Below are 18,230 nucleotides of genomic sequence, written 5' to 3'. Positions count from 1 at the left end.
CCTGGAAGAAGGGGCGGCGGGGGCGCGGGGATTGCAATCGGCCTGTGCGCTCAGCAACATGGGCGGAGAATCTCAATGAGGTGCGCCATGTCGCTCGAGAAAGCCGCCCGCGCGGTGCGTGAAAACGCCTATGTCCCCTATTCGAAGTTCAAGGTGGGGGCGGCGCTGCTGGCGCCCTCGGGGACGATCTATGCCGGCTGCAACGTCGAAAACGTGGCCTATCCCGAGGGCACATGCGCCGAGGCCGGCGCCATCGCCGCCATGGTCGCCGCGGGAGAGACCGAGTTCCTCGAGGCCTATGTCGTCGCCGATTGCGAGCACCCGCTGCCGCCCTGCGGCGGCTGCCGGCAGAAGCTCGCGGAGTTCGGCAAGTCCCATGCCAAGGTGACGCTCGCGACCACCGACGGGGCGACGCTGGAGACCACCGTCGGCGAGCTGCTGCCCGGCGCCTTCGGTGCGGGGCATATGGACCGCGTCTGATGGACGCGCGCACGGTCATCGCGGCGCTGCGCCGGGGCGAGCCGCCTTCCGACGAAGGGCTCCGCTGGTTCGCCGAGGGGCTTGCCGATGGCACGGTGAGCGCGGCGCAGGCCGGCGCCTTTGCCATGGGCGTCTGCCTGCGCGGTCTTTCCGAGGAGGCGCGGGCTGTGCTGACGCTGGCCATGCGCGACAGCGGTCACGTCCTGCATTGGGATCTGCCGGGGCCGGTGCTCGACAAGCATTCGACCGGCGGCGTGGGGGACTGCGTGAGCCTCGTGCTGGCGCCGATGCTGGCGGCCTGCGGGGCTTACGTCCCAATGATCTCGGGGCGCGGGCTTGGCCATACCGGTGGCACGCTCGACAAGCTCGAGGCGATCCCGGGATACGTGACCGACCCTTCGGAGGACCGGCTGCGCGCGGTGCTGCGCGAGGCGGGCTGCGCCATCGTCTCGGCCTCGGAGGGGATCGCCCCGGCGGACAAGCGGCTCTATGCCATCCGCGACGTGACCGCGACGGTGGAGTCGCTCGATCTTATCACCGCCTCGATCCTGTCGAAGAAGCTGGCGGCGGGGCTGGAAGGGCTGGTGCTGGATGTGAAGGTGGGGTCCGGTGCCTTCATGAAGACCATGGAGGAGGCACGCGCCTTGGCCCGCTCGCTGGTCGGCACCGCGAATGCGGCGGGGTGCCGGACGACGGCGCTGATCACCGGCATGGACCAGCCGCTCGCCGATGCGCTCGGCAATGCGCTGGAGGTGCGCGCCTCCATGGAGGTGCTGACCGAGGGCGCCGGAGGGCCGCTGCTGGAGCTCTCCGTGGCGCTTGGCGCCGAGCTGCTGACGGGGGCCGGGATCGACGGCGGCGAAGCGCGGCTGCGCGAGAGCGTGACAAGCGGCGCGGCGGCGGAGCGGTTCGGGCGCATGGTGCATGGGCTTGGCGGGCCCGTGGATTTTGTCGAAGGCTGGCAGAATATGCTGCCGCAGGCGCCGGTGGTGGTCGACGTGCCTGCGCCCGGCGCAGGGCATGTGGCGTCGATGGACGGCGAGGCGCTGGGGCTTGCGGTCGTGCATCTTGGGGGCGGGCGCGAGGTCGAGGGCGATCCGGTCGATCCCTCGGTGGGTCTGTCCCGGGTGGTGCGGCTCGGACAGTCACTCGAACAGGGCGAGCCGTTGGCGCGGGTCCACGCGGCCAGCGCGGAGGCGGCGCAGGCGGCGGCGCGGGCGGTCACGGCGGCGGTCCGGATCGGCGAGGCGCCGCACGTCGGCCCCTTGGTGCGGGAAAGGATCGCCTGATGCGGGCATTTCTGCTGGTGATGGATTCGGTGGGCGTCGGCGGCGCGCCGGATGCGGCCTCCTATTTCAACGCGGGTGTGCCCGACACCGGGGCGAACACGCTGGCGCATATCGCGCAGGCCTGCGCCGAAGGGCGCGCCGAGGAGGGCCGCAGCGGGCCGCTGCGGCTGCCGGTGCTGGATGCTCTGGGGCTGGGGGTCGCCACGCGGCTGGCCAGCGGCGAGGCGGTGCCGGGGCTCGGCGCGGAGCCCTCGGGGCTCTGGGGCGCGGCCTCCGAGAGGTCGAAGGGGAAGGACACGCCCTCCGGGCATTGGGAGCTGGCGGGCCTGCCCGTCCCTTGGGATTGGCACTACTTCCCCGTCGCGCAGCCGGTCTTTCCGGCGCAGCTGCTGGCCGAGGTCTGCGAGATCGCCGGGGTCGAGGGGACGCTCGGCAACTGCCACGGCTCGGGCACGGTGATGCTGGACCAGTTCGGTCCGGAGCACCAGCGCAGCGGCTGGCCGATCTGCTACACCTCGGCCGACAGCGTCTTCCAGATCGCCGCGCATGAGGAGAGCTTCGGGCTGGAGCGGTTGCTCGATCTTTGTGAGAAGATCGCGCCGACCCTGCACGAGATGAAGGTGGGAAGGGTCATCGCGCGGCCGTTCGTCGGCGCACCGGGCAACTACAGGCGCACCACCAACCGCCACGACTATGCGATCATGCCGCCGGAGCCGATCCTCACCAACTGGGTGCAGGACGCCGGGCGGCGCGTCTACGCCATCGGCAAGATCGGCGACATCTTCTCGATGCAGGGCATCGACGAGGTCCGCAAGGGCGATGATGCCACGCTCATGCGGCACCTGTCCGATCTCGTGGACAGCGCCGAGGACGGCGCGCTGACCTTTGCCAACTTCGTCGAGTTCGACAGCCTCTACGGCCACCGGCGCGATGTGTCAGGTTACGCGCGGGCGCTGGAATGGTTCGACACGGAACTCGGGAAACTGCTGCCGCGCCTGCGCGAGGGCGACCTGCTGCTGATCACCGCCGATCATGGCAACGATCCCACCTGGACGGGCACCGACCACACCCGCGAGCGGGTCCCGGTGCTTGTGCACGGGCGCGGGGCAGGGCAGATCGGGCAGATCGCATTCGCCGATGTGGCGGCAAGTATCGCGGCGCACCTCAAGGTGCCCGCACAAGGACCGGGAAGGAGCTTCCTTTGAGAGACCCAAGAGACCACGACGAGGAAAGCCTGCACCGGATCAAGGGCTTGCCCAAGGTCGAGCTGCACCTGCACATCGAGGGCGCGGCCCCGCCGTCCTTCATCCGCGGGCTGGCGCAGGAGAAGACGGTGCGCCTCGACGGCGTTTTCGCCGAGGATGGCTCCTACATCTACCGCGACTTCGTGCATTTCCTCGAGGTCTACGAGGCGGCCACCTCGGTGCTGAAATCGCCCGAGGATTACGCCCGGCTGACCCGCGCCGTGCTCGAGGAATGCGCGAAGAATGGCGTGATCTACGCCGAGACCTTCATCTCGCCCGACTTCTGCGGCGGCGGCGATCTGGGTGCGTGGCGCGAGTATCTGCACGCCATGCAGGACGCGGCGGACAGCGCCGAGCGCGAGATGGGCATCACTTTGCGCGGCGTGGTCACCTGCGTGCGCCACTTCGGCCCAGAGAAGGCCAAGGCCGCGGCGCGTTGCGCCGCCGAGACCGCGGGCGACTGGATCTGCGGCTTCGGCATGGGCGGCGACGAGAACCGCGGCGAGCAGCGCGATTTTGCCTACAGCTTCGACATGGCCCGCGAGGCCGGGTTGCGGCTGACAACACATGCCGGCGAATGGCGCGGCGCGGCCGAGGTGCGCCGGGCGATCGAGGATCTCGGGGTCGAGCGCATCGGTCACGGCGTGCGCGCCATCGAGGACCCGGCGCTGGTCGATCTCATCGCCGAGCGCGGCATCACGCTCGAGGTTTGCCCCGGCTCGAACGTGCGGCTCGGTGTCTACCCCTCGCTGGCCGCGCACCCGATCCAGAAGCTGCGCGATCGCGACGTCAGGGTCACCGTGTCGACGGATGACCCGCCGTTTTTCCATTCCACCATGGTGCAGGAGTACGAAAACCTTGCACGCACCTTCGGATGGGAAGAAGAGGACTTCATCGAGATTTCCAAGACCTCCGCAGATGCGGCCTTCTGCTCGGCCGACACGCGCGAGGCGCTGCTGAAAAGACTGGAGAGCGCATGAAACACCTGACCGTCGTCGAACACCCGCTGGTGCAGCACAAACTCACCCTGATGCGCGAGAAGGACACCTCGACCGCGTCGTTCCGCAAGTTGCTGCGCGAAATTTCCCTGCTGCTGGCCTATGAGGTCACCCGCGAGCTGCCCGTCACCACCAAGCAGATCGAGACCCCGCTCTGCGCCATGGAGGCCCCGACCATCGAGGGTAAGAAGCTGGCACTGGTGTCGATCCTGCGCGCCGGCAACGGCCTGCTCGACGGCATCCTCGAGCTGATCCCCGCCGCCCGCGTCGGCTTCGTCGGGCTTTACCGCGACGAGGAGACGCTGGAGCCGGTGCAATATTACTTCAAGGTCCCGAAGAACCTCGAGGACCGCACGGTGATCGCCGTCGACCCGATGCTCGCCACCGGCAATTCCTCGGTTGCCGCGATCGACCTGCTGAAGCAGGCCGGCGCGCAGAACATCATCTTCCTGTGCCTGCTCGCCTCGCCCGAGGGCGTCAAGCGCATGGAAGAGGCGCATCCGGACGTTCCGATCATCACCGCCTCGCTCGACGAAAAGCTGAACGAGAAAGGCTATATCGTTCCGGGACTAGGGGATGCGGGGGACCGCATGTTCGGCACAAAATAAGCCCCCTCAACGCTTTACAGCTGCGCGGCGCTCATGCAATGCTGGCCGCGCAGCTTCCCGGGGGGCGACATGCGTATCAAGGTTTCGGCAAGTTCCGCCATTCTCACATTCGCCACGGCGATCGGCTCCGCTCTCATCGGCGCCCCCGTGCTGGCTCAGCGGATCGACACGATCAGCACTCCGGCGGAGGTGCCCCCTGCCAGCTATACCGAAGCGCAATACGTCGACAGCCGCGGCTGCGTGTTCATCCGCGCCGGTTTCGATGACGCGGTGATCTGGGTGCCGCGGGTCAGCCGCGCCGGCGAGCCGGTCTGCGGCTATGCGCCCAGCCTGTCCGGCCAGAGCCGCACCGCCGCGGCCGAGGCGCCCGCGGCCAAGCCCGCCCCGGTGATCGCGCCCGCGCCGGCGTCCAAACCCAAGCCCAAGCCGGTTCAGGCCGTAACCGCCCCGGCCCCGAGCCGTGCCACCGGGCAGCCGATGGCCACGGTCGCCTCGAAACCCGCAGCCGTGGTCAAGGCTCCGGCCTCCAAGCCGCCCGCCGCCCCGGCGCCGCGGGTGGTTTCCAGAGTTCCGGCCGCGCCGGCGGGGTCGGTCGCGGCGGTCCCTGCAGGGGCGCTTGTCGGCGGCGCCTGCACCCCCGGCTTCAGCGGCGAGATCGTCAGCGACGGTCGCACCCTGCGCTGCGGTCCTCAGGCGGCGCCCTATGCGACGGAGGTGCGCCGCGGCGAGGCGCCCGCGCCCGGCAAGAAGGTCTATTACAACAACGGCAATGGCACCGGCAGCTGGCAGGATGGCAAGCTCCTGGTGCCCGGCAGCACCCGCATCCTGCCGCGCCACGTCTACGAGGACGGCCGCGCCGAACGCGTGATCGTCCCCGCCGGATATCGTCCGGCCTGGGAGGACGACCGGCTGAACCCGCATCGCGCCTTGCAGACGGTGAAAGGGTATTACGACACCCAGCGCGTCTGGACCCACGAGGTGCCCCATGCCTCGACCGCCGGCACCGTGGTGACCGCCGTGGCCCCGCGCGTGCGGCTCGAGGGCGACCCGGCGCTGCGCCCCGCGCCCTCGACCACCGGCGCGGTGGTCGCCGCGGCCTCCGACAGCGTTTCCGACGAGGGTCCGGCGCTGCGCTACGTGCAGATCGGCGCCTTCTCCACGGCGGAAAGCGCCGGACAGGCGCGCAGCCGACTGCAGGCGGCGGGTCTTCCGGTGCAGGAACTGCTGCGCAAGTCCGACGGCCTGCGCCGCCTGCGGGTCGGTCCCTATGCCGACGCGCGCGCCGCCAGCCTCGCGCTGTCCAAGGTCCAGGCCACGGGCTACCGCAGCGCGACCCTGCGCTGAGCACAGCATTCTGCTGGACGAAATTTGCCGGTGGAGGCGCGCGCAGCGCGTCGGGGGCAGCACCCAGGCCTTGCGTCACCGGGCCGAGCGCACTCCGCGAGCGGCGCCGCGCCGTCAGCCGCCGCAGATTCCCTGCAACCGCACCCAGTCCGCATCGCTCAGCACCGGCACGCTGCCCTCGGCGGCGCGCGGATCGCCCTCGACCAGAGGCAGCACCGACTCGCCGGTGATGTCGCGGGCATAGGCATAGGGCGAGCTGCGCAGCTCGATCTTCGCGAAGCCATCCAGCAGCGCGTCGAGCGGCACCGGCACCTGCGGGCGGGTAAGCAGCACCTCGGCGTAGCTTTCCAGCGCGCCGCGCGGCAGCGAGCCGGTGGTCAGCAGCTTGAGGCTCGACCAGAGCCCGGCATGGCGCAGCAGATCGCCCAGCGGGTCCGACTGCCTGGCGCGCAACGACTCGGCAAGGATGTAGCCCGCCGCGACGTCCGGGTCCTCGTAGTCCTCGAGCAGATCGCTGCTCAGCAGGATGATCCCGCCGGGTAGATGCGCCGTGTCGCGGAGCCCGTCGTTGAGCACCACCAGATCGCCGCGCCGCGCCTCGCCCAGCACCCGCGCTGCGAGGTGGCGCAGCGGGCGCGCAGACTCGGTCGTGCCGCAGGGGCGCCCGGAGACTCGGGTGATCTGGCCAAGCAGGGCCTGGCCGATCTCGACGCGCTTGGCGCGGGGCACGACGCGCTCGGCATGGTCGAGCAGCGCGCCGGGCAGCCAGAGCAGGATCCCGGCGGCGACCAGCGCGGCAACGCCGATGATCATGCGCAGGCGGAGCTTCCCGGGCTTGGGACGCCGCCGTTCGATGTCGCGCAGCACCCGGTCGATGGCGTCGATCATCGTGCTCTCGTCCTCGGCCAGCTCCAGCGTTTCGCCGGGATCACCGTCGGGATGATAGAGCGCCGGGCTGCGGCCCTTGTTGGCGCGCACCACGGCGGCCATCGACCAATGCGACAGCGCCCGGCCCGAGACGTCCGACACGGTCAGCGTGGCATCCCCCATCGACAGGATCACCTCGCGCCGCTGCGCGTCCGGCTCGGGCCGCCAGAGCGCGGTGGCTTCGAGGCGCTGGTACTCCTTGAGGGCTGTCATGCTCGGGGTGCGTTCTCGGCGATATTCGGGGCGTTTTTGGGGCGCTTGTCCGGGCCGGGAGGCCCGCTGCTCTGCCTTGTCTTCGCTTCTGATTATCAAGCTCCCCCAGCGGGAGCAATCTCTGCCGCGCGGCGCGGCGCGCGCGCGGCGCCGCTGTGCGATCACGGTTGCGAAAAAGACGCGGGTTCCCGGGGGTTGCCGGTGATCAGCCCGGCGCGGTGTGGCGCGGCTAGGGTCGGTGGCCTGATCATCTCGGGCTTCGGCTGAGGGCTGCGGCGATCGTGGCGACGGTCCGAAAAAATATGTTCGTTTAAGGGCGATTAACTATTTCGTTAACCATTTGTTAAGAAGTTCGCGATTTGACTGGCTGCACGGTCGCGACCTCGTACACTTGCGACCGTGCCAGGGGGTGAACCGCTCCTATGATCGTTTCCGTTTTCTTTATGCTGGCAAGCATTTGATCTTGGTTCGGGTACACCCTCTGGCATTTTTTGATCCCGCCACACCTCTACAGACGCACGTCGTATCTGCCTGCCGCCGCCCGCTTCCCGGGCGCGCCTGAAGGGCAAGATCGCTCAGCGCACGGGATCAAGAAGGGCGTTCGGAAGGCGACAATCCTTAACCACATCCTGGCCGCAGGGCACGGGCTCCAGCGCCTTTGACAGGCACAGTCGCGCCTCCTGGATGCGGCCGGACTGGCACGTGATGGTCAGCATGTCCGGCTCCCAGCCGGGATTGGCCTGCAGGAAGGCCTCCTCGATCACCTCGGCCGGCAGGCTGACCGGCGCATCGAGGCGGCGCAGCACCTCGGGGCGGGTGACAGCCTCGTAGGCGCGGCGGGCGAGCGCGAAGTAATCCTGCGACGAGAGTCCTGCACAGGCGCCGTGCTTCTTCCACTGGTACCAGGCCAGCCCCGCCGTGCCCATGATGTCGGCCATGGCGGCGGTCTCCTTGCGGCTCGGCGGGCGGGCGGAGCTGTCGCAATAGGAGGGGTAGCCGCGCGTGTACTGCGGCCAGAGCCCGTGCAGCACCCAGCCGAGCGGGCGGTCGCATTGCGGCGAGTTCCGCGCCTTGCCTTCGAGCGCGCACCAGGTCGGAGACCAGCTCAGCGACAGAACGTAGTAGTCGAACACCCCGGCGCGGTCGCCCTCGGCCCGGGCGGTCGTGGCACAGGTGACGGAGACGAGCAGGATCAGCAGCCAGCGCATTTTCTCTTCCCTCTTGGGTTCCGCGAGACTATATAGGCCCGAAGTTCCCCGACAACGGTAACCCGTCCTGGAGAAGTAATCCGGGACCTCCCGAGGCCAACGCCTTGGGGGAGGGGAGAAGATTTACGTAAGGAGATGACCCATGGCAAAACTGCTGCATCCCAAGGCGACCGCTGTCTGGCTCGTCGACAACACCACTTTGACCTTCAAGCAGATTGCCGACTTCACCGGCATGCACGAGTTGGAAATCCAAGGCATCGCCGACGGTGACGTGGCTGGCGGCGTGAAGGGCTTCGACCCGGTCGCCAACAACCAGATCGAGCAGGTCGAGATCGACAAGGCCGAGAAGAACCCGCTCGCCAGGCTCAAGCTGAAGTACAACCCCGCCGCTGTCGACGAGGACAAGCGCCGCGGCCCGCGCTACACTCCGCTGTCGAAGCGCCAGGACCGTCCGAACGCGATCCTGTGGCTGGTGAAGTTCCACCCCGAGCTGACCGACGGCCAGATCTCCAAGCTGGTGGGCACCACCAAGCCGACGATCCAGTCGATCCGCGAGCGCACCCACTGGAACATCCAGAACATGCAGCCGATCGATCCGGTCGCGCTGGGGCTGTGCCGCCAGTCCGAGCTTGACGCCGCCGTGGCCAAGGCCGCGAAGAACCGCGACGAGGTGATGACCGACGACGAGCGCCGCAAGCTGGTGTCGACCGAGCAGAGCCTTGGCATGGACAGCCACGAGCCGCGGCTGCCGACGGCGATCGAGGGTCTCGAGACCTTCTCGCTCTCCGATCCGCGCGGCGAGGACGACGAGGAAGAAGACAAGGGCCCGAGCGATTTCTCGGATGCGGACAGCTTCTTCAACCTGCCTTCGAGCGACGAGGATGACGACGAGGACGACAGCGACGATCCGCGCGGCTGACACGCGCGTCCGCTGACCACCCGAGAGCCCGTCGCAGCCTTGCGGCGGGCTTTTTCCATGCCGAGGCGCGGGCCGCCGCGCAGCGCCGCCGGGCTGGATCACTGCCCCGGCAGACACAGGTCTTTTACCTTTGCGTCAGCCGCTTGCGCGCCCGATTGACGGAAATCTCGCGACCGGATATCGCCCGCGATGATGCACCCCGAGGCGGTGCAGCGTGTCGCCCGCCGCGTGGCCATTACCGGCAAATGAGCGGGCCCCTTTGGACAGATAAATGATGCTGGGAACGTCTTTTCCCTGTGGTGATCCGCTTGCCGAGCGCCGCGCCGCTTTTGCCGAGACCATGGCCCACCTGGGCGATTACGGCGGCGCGATCGAGGCGCTGAGCCGGGCGATGGATCTGGTGCCGGGCTGGGCCGCGGGCTGGTTCCGTCTCGGCGAGTATCATGAGGCCGTGGGCGAGGTTGAGGCCGCTGCCGATGCCTGGGACAAGGCCGTGGCCGCCGACCCCCGCGATCCGCTGGGCGCCGGGCTGCGCCGCGACCTGTTGCGGGGCGTGCCGGTGGCCGAGAGCATGCCTGCGGCCTTCGTCGAGCTGCTCTTCGACCAATACGCGCCGCGCTTCGAGCGCTCGCTGGTCGGCAAGCTGAACTACCGCGGTCCCGAACTGCTGCTCTCGGCGCTGAAGGCGCAGGGCTTCATGCGGGCGCGGCACGCGCTCGACCTCGGGTGCGGCACCGGGCTGATGGGCGAGCTGCTGCGGCCGCATTGCGACCGGCTCGACGGCTATGACATTTCCTCAAAGATGCTGGCCGAAGCCGCGGCGAAGGGCGTCTACGACGCGCTCGAGAAACGCAACATCGCCGAGATGTCGGCGATCGTGCCACGCTATGACCTGATCCTGGCGGCGGATGTCTTCATCTATCTCGGCGCGCTCGAGCGGGTGATCGGCTGGTGCGCCGGGGCGCTGGCGCCAGGCGGGCAGATCGCCTTCACGCTGGAACTCGGCGAGGCCCCGGTGCAGCTGCGCGAGAGCCGCCGCTTCGCCCATTCGCGGGCGTATATCACCGGCCTGATGGCCGAGGCGGGCTTTGCCGAGGTGACGCTGACCGGCTGCGCGCTGCGGCAGGACCGCGGGCAGGACGTGGCGGCGCTGCTGGTCACCGCACGTGCGCCTGCGCGCGTGCTCGACCGCGAAGGCGACGGGGAAACCGAGGCGCTGGTCTAGGCCGGCGCCGCGGCGCGGCTCAGAAGCCGAAGCTGAGGTGCAGGCGCAGGGCGCTGTCGCCCGCGAAGTTCGAGGCCGCCTCGAGCCGCCCGCCCAGCCCGCGGCCGTCCGTGGCGCCGTAGTCGAGGCCGAGCGAAAGCTGGTCCTCGCTCAGCAGCTCACTGGCGTCGAAGCTGCGGCTGCCGGTCTCGGTGACATAGGTCATCTCGTCCTGGTCACCGCCGAAGACGGCGTAGGCGGCATAGGGGCGCAGGATCCCGCCCACCGCGCGCATCGGCGCGCCCAGCTCGGCGCGGAAGGCGGTGGAATAGGTGACACGGCTTTGGATCTCGCCGCCCTTGCGGGCAAGCTCGTAATCGCCCGTGGCATGGCGCAACACGTCGCCCGTCACCACGAGGTCGATCCCGGTGCCCGGCGACGCGCCCTCGCGCAGAAGGGTTTCGCCGCGCAGACTGAGGCCGAGGGTGCGGCCGTCGTGGTCGGTGCTGCCGGAGGCCGAGGCCGGGCTCGAAAGCTTGTTGTGGGTGCGGCTCATGAAGAGTGCGCCGCCGTAGCTCACGCCGTTCGACGAGCCCGCGTAGCCGGTGCCAAGGAAATAGGAGCGGATGCGCGCCTCGTGGACATCGTCGTCGAGAAAGGACGCGCCCTGCGCGTAGCCCGCGAAGGCCGAGAGCCCGTTCTCGAAGCCCCAGCCCAGCACCAGCCCCCTGCTGTTGTACTCCGAGTCCTGCGCGTGATCCGGCGCGGTGCGCCCGCCCGCCGCATAGCCACCGAGGAAGAACCCGTCCCGCCGGCTGGTCACCGCGCTATGGCCGATGCCGAAGCCGATCTCGCGCGACAGCAGGTCGACCTGCGACAGCGGCGCCGGGTCGAGCACGGGGACCGTGGCCTCCTGCGCCTGGGCGGCGAAGGGAAGCAGAGCGGCGAGAATAGCGAGGCGGAGGGGGGCGGTTGCGCGGATCATGTCGCTGGCTTTAGCGCCAAGGTGCGGTGCCGCCCAGAGGCCGGGGGTCACAGCCGCGTGACCCCGAGGACTCAGAGTTTGCGGCGCGCGTTGAGCGCCGCAGTGATCGTGCCGTCATCGAGATAGTCGAGTTCGCCGCCGATGGGCACGCCCTGAGCCAGCGAGCTCATCGCGACGCGGGTCTCGAGCTGGTCGGCGATGTAATGCGCCGTGGTCTGCCCGTCGACCGTGGCGTTGAGCGCGAGGATCACCTCGGTAATGGCTTCGCTTTGCACCCGCGCCACGAGCTGCGGGATGCGCAGTTCTTCGGGACCGATACGGTCGAGCGCCGACAGCGTGCCGCCGAGCACATGGTAGCGGCCCTTGTAACTGCCGCCGCGCTCCATCGCCCAAAGGTCGCCCACGTCCTCGACAACGCAGATCTGGCCGTTGGCGCGGCGCTCGTCGGTGCAGATCGGGCAGATCTCGGCTGTGCCGACATTGCCGCAGTTGAGGCACTCGCGGGCGGTGGCGGCGACCCGGCTCATCAGATCGGCGAGCGGTGCGAGCTGCAGCTCGCGCTTGCGAATGAGGTGCAGCACGGCGCGCCGCGCCGAACGCGGGCCGAGGCCCGGCAGCCGGGCCATCATCTCGATCAGCGCGTCGATCTCGCTGCGCTCGGGCATTTCCGGGTCACTCCTCGGTGCGGGACGCCGCAGACCTTCTTGCGAAGGTCCGCTCTGTCCCGCCACGCGCCATGCCTGCGGCAGGCGTCTTAGAACGGCATCTTCATGTCTGCGGGAAGGCCAAGCTCTTCGGTGAGCTTGCGCATCTCCTGCTCGGCGCGGTCCTGCGCCTTGCTCTGCGCGTCCTTGATCGCGGCGAGGATCAGGTCCTCGACCACTTCCTTGTCGTCGCTGTTGAAGATCGACGGATCGATGTCGAGACCCTTCAGCTCACCCTTGGCGGTGGCGGTTGCCTTTACGAGGCCGGCACCGGACTCGCCGGTCACCATGGTGGTGTGCAGGCCTTCCTGCAGATCGGCCATCTTGCCCTGCATCTCCTGCGCGGCCTTCATCATCTTGGCCATGTCGCCAAGACCGCCCAATCCCTTGAACATCTGGTCTCTCCTGTCTGGGGCCGCGGCGGGCCCTGTGTCCGAGTTGTCTCCTAGATACGGATCGTGCGTCGGGGCGACAAGGGAAGCGGCGCCGGAATTGCGCAAAACAAGGGCGCTACCGCGCGGAAGTCGCTCCGGGCCGAGCAGACGGCAAATCTATTTACCGTCGCGTCCGGCGGCTTCGTCGAGCAGGCGGGTCAGCAAGAGCGCGGCGCCGCCGAGCATCAGCGAACGTCCGATCGAGTCGGTCACATTGGTCGGGGCGAAGGGCTCGATGTGATCGCGGGTGGTCTGCGCCGCGCGACGTGCGCGAGAGCGGCGCGGAAGGTCGCCGAACTGTTTGGGCGTGGGCACATGGCCGATGCGCGGCTTGGCCTTGATCAGCATCGCGCCGATGGCCAGCAGCCCGCCGGCAAAGACGACGGGGGCGAGGCGCTCGCGCCGGCTGGCAGGCAGGGCGTCGCCGATACGATCGCGCAGGGCGGGCAGGGTGGCCTTGTGAACAGCCTTATGGGGGTCGAAAGTCATGGCGGCTCCTCCGGGTGTGACAGAGGTCAAACCCGGAAAGGCCGCAGGGGTTCCCCCATCACGCAGCGATCACTCCTCCTCGAAGGGATCCCATTCGTCCTCGACCTCGGGAAGGGCCTCCACCGCGGCCTGCTGCTGCTCGGCCTCGGGGGTGCGGATCTCGACGATCTTCGCCTTGGGGAAAGCGGCGAGGGTGGCCTGCACCAGCGGGTGCTGCTCGGCCTCGGAACGCAAAGCCAGCTCGGCTGCGTCGCGCTTTTCCACGATGGTCGGCGTCTCGCAGCCGTTGACCAAAGACACGCCCCAGCGCGCGCCGGTGAAGCGCTGTAGCGCCGTGCCGAGCCGCTGCGCCAGATCGCCCGAGGCGTTGCGGGCCGGGGTGAACTCGATGCGGCCGGGCTGATAGGCGGCAAGGCGCAGGCCGCTTTCGACCTCGACCAGCAGCTTCACATCGCGATTGGCGCGGATGAGCTCGAGGACGTGCTCGAAGGTGGGATACCGCGCGAGCGCGTTGTTCTGCGCCACCGCGGGCACGGCGTTGCCATACATCGCGCTGGGGCCGGAGGGGCCGGGATGGGTCGGTTGCACGTGGCTGGCGTAGGCCTGCGTGCCGCCACCCGCGGGGGCGCCTGCGGGTGCATGGGTGTACCCACCGCCGGGCCCGTTCGGGCTGGGGGGCGGAGGCGGCGTGTCCTGAAGCTTGCGCAGCAGTTCCTCGGGCGAGGGCAGCTCGGCGACGTGGGTCAGCCGGATCACCGCCATCTCGGCGGCCATCATGGCGTTGGGCGCCTGAGCCACTTCGTCCAGCGCCTTGAGCAGCATCTGCCACATGCGGGTGAGCGCGCGCATGCCGAGGTTGGCCGCCAGCGCCGAGCCGCGCAGCCGCTCGTCGGGGCCGACGGTGGGATCCTCGGCGGCGTCCGGCGTGATCTTCACCACCGAGATCCAATGGGTCAGCTCGGCGAGGTCGCGCAGCACCGCCAGCGGGTCGGCGCCCTCGGCATATTGTTCGGAGAGCTCGGTCAGCGCGCCGGGCGCGTCGCCGTGCATGATCTTCTCGAAGAGGTCCATCACCCGTCCGCGATCGGCGAGGCCAAGCATGGCGCGGACCTGATCGGCGGTGGTTTCCCCGGCACCGTGGCTGATCGCCTGATCGAGCAGCGAGGTGGCGTCGCGCGCCGAGCCCTCGGCGGCGCGGGTGATCAGCGCCAGCGCGTCATCGGTGATCTCGGCGCTTTCCTTGGTGGCGATCCGGCGCAGCAGGTCGATCATCACCTCGGGCTCGATGCGGCGCAGATCGAACCGCTGGCAGCGCGACAGCACCGTCACCGGCACCTTGCGGATCTCGGTGGTGGCGAAGATGAACTTCACGTGCGCGGGCGGCTCCTCGAGCGTCTTGAGCAGCGCGTTGAACGCGCTGTTCGAGAGCATGTGCACCTCGTCGATGATGTAGATCTTGTAGCGCGCCGAGGCCGCCCGGTAGTGCACGCTGTCTATGATCTCGCGGATGTCGCCGACGCCGGTGTTGGAGGCCGCGTCCATCTCCAGCACGTCGACGTGGCGGCCTTCCATGATTGCCTTGCAGTGCTCGCACACACCGCAGGGCTCGGTGGTTGGCCCGCCGGCGCCATCGGGGCCGATGCAGTTCATCCCCTTGGCGATGATCCGCGCGGTGGTGGTCTTCCCGGTGCCGCGGATGCCGGTCATGATGAAGGCCTGCGCGATGCGGTCCGCCTTGAAGGCGTTCTTCAGGGTGCGCACCATGGCATCCTGCCCGACGAGATCGGCAAAGGTCTCGGGGCGGTACTTGCGCGCGAGTACCTGGTACTTGGGGCTGTCGTCAGTCATGGAATCCGTGGCGCTCCTTCGGTTGCGGCCAAGGTAAGGTGGGGGAGGGGCGAGGTAAAGCCGGGCGTCGAGGCGGGCGCCGGGTGCGGCCCCGATCCTGGCGCATGTGTTGCGCGGGGACTTCCCCATGCGCCGCCGCTCTGCTATGAGGCGATCAGGCCCGATCGCAGGGGGCCGCCCAGTCCGCGGAAAGCGCGCGCACCTGCCTTCGAACCGATCTGATATCTTCGGTTTCTCTCCTGCCCAGACCAGCGGACACTTGGGCGATGACGGAGGACACCGGCATGCTCTTTTCAGGGCCGACCCCATCCATCGACGATCTGCGCCGCGAGGCGCGCCGACTTCACAAATCCTACGACGCGGGAGACCGCGGCGCGCGGCAACGCCTGAGCGAGCTGCCGCCGCGCGGCGACGGGCGCGAGCTCAGGCGCGCCGACTTCCTGCAGCTCATCGCGCGCGAGCGAGGCTTCGAGAGCTGGCCCAAGCTCAAGCTGGCGGCGGAGACCCAGGGCCTGGACCGGGCAGCGAAAATCCAGCGGCTGAAGATCGCGCTGTTCCATGGTCAGATGCCTGTGGTGCAGGCGCTTCTGGCCGAGACGCCGGATCTCGCCGATGGGCTTTTCGGCCTGCAATGCGCTCTGGTAGACCTGCCTGGCGTGCGCGCCGCGCTGGCGCAAAACCCTCGGCTTGCAACCGAACGGCACGGGCCGCGAAGCCCGATCTTGCACCTCGCCTTCTCGCGTTGGCACCAACTGCACCCTGACCTGCGCCCTGCGACGCTGGAAATCGCCGCCTTGCTGGTCGCACGGGGGGCCGATGTGAACGACGCACAGGAGGGAGCAGGGGGAGAGAAACTCTCGGCGCTCTACGGTGCGCTCTGCGTGGCGCGCAACCTTGATCTGGCGCGCTGGCTTCTGGATCACGGCGCGTCTCCCGACGATGGCGAGTCGCTCTACCATTCGGCGGAGATGGGCACGCTGGACGGGCTGAAGCTGCTGCTCGAGCGTGGGGCGAAGCCGCAGGGCACCAACGCGCTCTTGCGGGCGCTCGACTTCAACGACCACGGCGCCGTGGAGCTTCTGCTCGCCCATGGCGCGACGCTCGACGAGGAGGCGCAGACCATCCCCGCGCTGCATCAGGCGGCGCGGCGCGGCTGCGACCGGCGCATGGTGGAGCTGCTGCTCGAGGCCGGCGCCGATCCGGTGCGCGAGTGGCGCTGGGTCTCGCCCTATGCCTACGCCCGGGTGCTGGGCAGCCGCGCGCTGGTCGAGGCGCTGGAGGCGCGGGGCATCACCGCCGCGCTGTCCCGCGAGGAGGCGCTCATGGCAGAGGCCGCGGAGGGGCGGGGCACTCCGGGTGCCTACATCGACCCCGAGGCGCTGCCGCCTGCCTACGACGGGTTGCTGCGCGGGCTCGCGGGTCGGCCGGACCGGCTGGCGCAGATCAAGGCGTTGGTGTCGCTCGGGCTGCCATATGATGCGCCGGACGGAGTTGATGGCGTGACCCCGGTGCAGGCCGCTGCCTGGGAGGGCTATCCCCAGATAATGGCGCATTTCCTGGATCTGCGTCCGGACATGAGCCACGTGAACGCTTTTGGCGGCACGCTGCTCGGCACGTTGCTGCACGGGGCCGAGAACGCGCCGAAGGCCGAAGGCCGAGATCACCTCGCCTGCCTGAAGCTTCTGCTCGAGCATGGCGTCGCGCTTCCGCGCAAGGCCATCGCATTGGTCGGCAGACCCGATCTTGCCGTCGTCCTGCAAGGCTGGGCCGAGGCGCATCCGGGGCAGGTCGTCTGATCCCGGCCCGGCCGCCGCGCGCTTCGCCCAAGCCGGAAATTCTGTTTCACAAAGCCGCGGCAGCCCCTACAATCAGGGCTGCCGCACGTATTTTCATATAAGGAATTTAGTCATGCGTCTCAGAGGAGTGCGCCGAAGCAGCAATGTCGAGGACCGCCGTCGGTCCGGGGGCCGCGTCGCCGTGGGGGGCGGGCTCGGGGGCATCGCGCTGCTGGTCGTCCTGGCGATCGGCTATTTCGCCGGGGTCGATGTCACCCCGCTTCTGAACAACAGCACGGTGCAGACCTCTAGCGAGCCGCGCGAGCTGACTCCGCAGGAAAAACTCGCCGGCGAATTCGCCTCGCAGGTGCTGGCCACCACCGAGGAGGTCTGGACCCAGCTCTTGCCCGAGCAGGCGGGCCGCGAGTACACGCCGCCGGTGCTGGTGCTCTTCTCTGGCCAGACCGCCTCGCCCTGTGGTGGCGCCAGCGGCGCGACGGGGCCATTCTACTGCCCGCTCGACCAGCAGGCCTATCTCGACACCGAGTTTTTCGCCACGCTCGAGCAGCAGCTCGGCGCCGAGGGGGACTTTGCCGCCGCTTACGTGATCGCCCACGAGGTGGCGCACCACGTGCAGAACCTGCTCGGGATCCTTCCGCAGGTCGAGGAAATCCGCCAGCAGTCGAGCGAGGCGCAAGCCAATGCGCTGACCGTGCGGCTTGAGCTGCAAGCCGACTGCCTGTCCGGCGTCTGGGCCACCCATGTCGACGGCCTCCTCGAGCCCGGAGACGTCGAGGAGGCGTTGAACGCCGCCAAGATGATCGGCGACGACCTTCTGCAGAAGCGGGCAGGGCGGGTGCCGCAGCCGCATACCTTCACCCACGGCACCAGCGCGCAGCGTTCGGGCTGGTTCGCGCGGGGCTACGAGGCGGGCAATATCTCGGCCTGTGACACCTTCTCAGGAGACATCTGACCTGATGATGATCCACGCGCTTTCTGTCCTCGAGGGCATTCTCGCGATCTCGCCCCTGCCGGGCGGCGGCGGGGATTTTGCCGGGGACATGGCGCATGTGACCGAATGGCGCCCGGCCATCGTCATCACCCTCGTCAGCCGGGCCGAGATGGAGGCGGCGGACGCGGCGCTGCTGGGGGTGCACGTGCGGGACCACGGTTCGCGCTGGCTGCACCTGCCGATCCCCGACTTCGGCACCCCGTCCGAGGAGATGCGCGGCCTCTGGCCCGAGGTCAGCGCGCAGGCGCGGCAGGCGCTCTCGGGCGGTGGCCGGGTGCTCGTGCATTGCCGGGGCGGTTGCGGTCGTTCGGGGATGGTGGCGCTGCGGCTGATGATCGAGGCCGGCGAGGCGCCCGACGAGGCGCTGGCCCGGCTCCGCCACGTCCGGCCCTGCGCCGTCGAGACCGACGCTCAGATGGACTGGGCGATGGAGGCCCCGCGCGACGCCGCGCTCTTCCTGCGCCACGTGGACTGATCCCGCTCAGCCGGTCGCACCGATTGCCAGGCCCGCGCGCCTCGGCTAGACCACGCTGCAAAGCCAGCCTTTCG

At 69.1% G+C, this 18,230-nt stretch carries 18 protein-coding genes; 11 read left to right on the top strand and 7 right to left on the bottom strand.

The window, feature by feature from the left end:
- Positions 1–87 precede the first annotated feature (87 nt).
- The 6 genes from G0D83_RS03360 to G0D83_RS32640 all read left to right on the top strand — a co-directional run bounded on the left by G0D83_RS03360 (position 88) and on the right by G0D83_RS32640 (position 5,963).
- Positions 88–480, top strand: a complete 393-nt coding sequence (locus G0D83_RS03360) for a cytidine deaminase (RefSeq protein ID WP_108968383.1) — start codon at positions 88–90, stop codon at positions 478–480.
- Positions 480–1,769 carry a thymidine phosphorylase gene (locus tag G0D83_RS03355; RefSeq protein ID WP_164189506.1) on the top strand — a complete coding sequence of 430 codons (1,290 nt, stop codon included), beginning with the start codon at positions 480–482 and terminating at the stop codon, positions 1,767–1,769. The genes G0D83_RS03360 and G0D83_RS03355 overlap by 1 nt, the downstream gene beginning before the upstream one ends.
- Positions 1,766–2,974 carry a phosphopentomutase gene (locus G0D83_RS03350; RefSeq protein ID WP_235958002.1) on the top strand — a complete coding sequence of 403 codons (1,209 nt, stop codon included), beginning with the start codon at positions 1,766–1,768 and terminating at the stop codon, positions 2,972–2,974. The genes G0D83_RS03355 and G0D83_RS03350 overlap by 4 nt, the downstream gene beginning before the upstream one ends.
- Positions 2,971–3,993: an adenosine deaminase gene (locus tag G0D83_RS03345; protein WP_164189502.1), complete on the top strand. Its 1,023-nt coding sequence runs from the start codon at positions 2,971–2,973 to the stop codon at positions 3,991–3,993. The genes G0D83_RS03350 and G0D83_RS03345 overlap by 4 nt, the downstream gene beginning before the upstream one ends.
- Positions 3,990–4,619 carry a uracil phosphoribosyltransferase gene (gene upp / locus G0D83_RS03340; RefSeq protein WP_108968391.1) on the top strand — a complete coding sequence of 210 codons (630 nt, stop codon included), beginning with the start codon at positions 3,990–3,992 and terminating at the stop codon, positions 4,617–4,619. The genes G0D83_RS03345 and upp overlap by 4 nt, the downstream gene beginning before the upstream one ends.
- Before the next feature lie 69 nt (positions 4,620–4,688).
- Entirely contained in the window at positions 4,689–5,963 is a 1,275-nt protein-coding gene (locus tag G0D83_RS32640) for an SPOR domain-containing protein (protein WP_164189499.1), read from the top strand.
- Between the two features lie 114 nt (positions 5,964–6,077).
- On the opposite strand, the gene G0D83_RS03330 is transcribed toward G0D83_RS32640, so the two are convergent.
- Both G0D83_RS03330 and G0D83_RS03325 read right to left on the bottom strand, forming a co-directional pair.
- On the bottom strand, positions 6,078–7,103 hold the full coding sequence (locus tag G0D83_RS03330; protein WP_164189497.1) for a hypothetical protein: 1,026 nt from the start codon (positions 7,101–7,103) through the stop codon (positions 6,078–6,080).
- Positions 7,104–7,678: 575 nt separating this feature from the next.
- On the bottom strand, positions 7,679–8,311 hold the full coding sequence (locus G0D83_RS03325) for a ribonuclease T2 (protein ID WP_164189495.1): 633 nt from the start codon (positions 8,309–8,311) through the stop codon (positions 7,679–7,681).
- A gap of 142 nt (positions 8,312–8,453) precedes the next feature.
- On the opposite strand from G0D83_RS03325, the gene G0D83_RS03320 reads away from it, so the two are divergent.
- The gene (locus tag G0D83_RS03320; RefSeq protein WP_164189493.1) at positions 8,454–9,230 is read left to right on the top strand and encodes a DUF1013 domain-containing protein; all 777 of its coding nucleotides are present in this window, start codon (positions 8,454–8,456) and stop codon (positions 9,228–9,230) included.
- 271 nt (positions 9,231–9,501) lie between these two features.
- Positions 9,502–10,455, top strand: a complete 954-nt coding sequence (locus tag G0D83_RS03315; RefSeq protein WP_235939397.1) for a class I SAM-dependent methyltransferase — start codon at positions 9,502–9,504, stop codon at positions 10,453–10,455.
- 19 nt (positions 10,456–10,474) lie between these two features.
- On the opposite strand, the gene G0D83_RS03310 is transcribed toward G0D83_RS03315, so the two are convergent.
- The 5 genes from G0D83_RS03310 to G0D83_RS03290 form a co-directional block, all read right to left on the bottom strand.
- Positions 10,475–11,419 carry a hypothetical protein gene (locus G0D83_RS03310; protein WP_164189491.1) on the bottom strand — a complete coding sequence of 315 codons (945 nt, stop codon included), beginning with the start codon at positions 11,417–11,419 and terminating at the stop codon, positions 10,475–10,477.
- Positions 11,420–11,490: 71 nt separating this feature from the next.
- The gene (gene recR, locus G0D83_RS03305; RefSeq protein WP_164189489.1) at positions 11,491–12,084 is read right to left on the bottom strand and encodes a recombination mediator RecR; all 594 of its coding nucleotides are present in this window, start codon (positions 12,082–12,084) and stop codon (positions 11,491–11,493) included.
- A gap of 89 nt (positions 12,085–12,173) precedes the next feature.
- Positions 12,174–12,518, bottom strand: coding sequence for a YbaB/EbfC family nucleoid-associated protein (locus G0D83_RS03300; RefSeq protein WP_108968402.1), 345 nt, complete (start codon positions 12,516–12,518; stop codon positions 12,174–12,176).
- Between the two features lie 156 nt (positions 12,519–12,674).
- Positions 12,675–13,046 (bottom strand): hypothetical protein, encoded by a 372-nt coding sequence (locus G0D83_RS03295; protein WP_235939395.1) that lies wholly within the window; start codon positions 13,044–13,046, stop codon positions 12,675–12,677.
- 69 nt (positions 13,047–13,115) lie between these two features.
- Positions 13,116–14,894: a DNA polymerase III subunit gamma/tau gene (locus G0D83_RS03290; RefSeq protein WP_164189487.1), complete on the bottom strand. Its 1,779-nt coding sequence runs from the start codon at positions 14,892–14,894 to the stop codon at positions 13,116–13,118.
- Between the two features lie 266 nt (positions 14,895–15,160).
- Between G0D83_RS03290 and G0D83_RS03285 the strand changes: the two genes are divergently transcribed.
- The 3 genes from G0D83_RS03285 (at position 15,161) to G0D83_RS03275 (ending at position 18,156) form a co-directional block, all read left to right on the top strand.
- On the top strand, positions 15,161–16,690 hold the full coding sequence (locus G0D83_RS03285; protein WP_235939393.1) for an ankyrin repeat domain-containing protein: 1,530 nt from the start codon (positions 15,161–15,163) through the stop codon (positions 16,688–16,690).
- A gap of 112 nt (positions 16,691–16,802) precedes the next feature.
- Entirely contained in the window at positions 16,803–17,642 is an 840-nt protein-coding gene (locus tag G0D83_RS03280; RefSeq protein ID WP_164189485.1) for a neutral zinc metallopeptidase, read from the top strand.
- 4 nt (positions 17,643–17,646) lie between these two features.
- Positions 17,647–18,156 (top strand): dual specificity protein phosphatase family protein, encoded by a 510-nt coding sequence (locus G0D83_RS03275; protein ID WP_164189483.1) that lies wholly within the window; start codon positions 17,647–17,649, stop codon positions 18,154–18,156.
- Positions 18,157–18,230: the final 74 nt, after the last annotated feature.

This window comes from Salipiger sp. PrR003, from assembly GCF_010500785.1.
GTDB lineage: Bacteria > Pseudomonadota > Alphaproteobacteria > Rhodobacterales > Rhodobacteraceae > Salipiger > Salipiger pacificus_A.
Note: the sequence above shows the minus strand (reverse complement) of the source record. Positions and strands in the feature narration are given on the sequence as shown.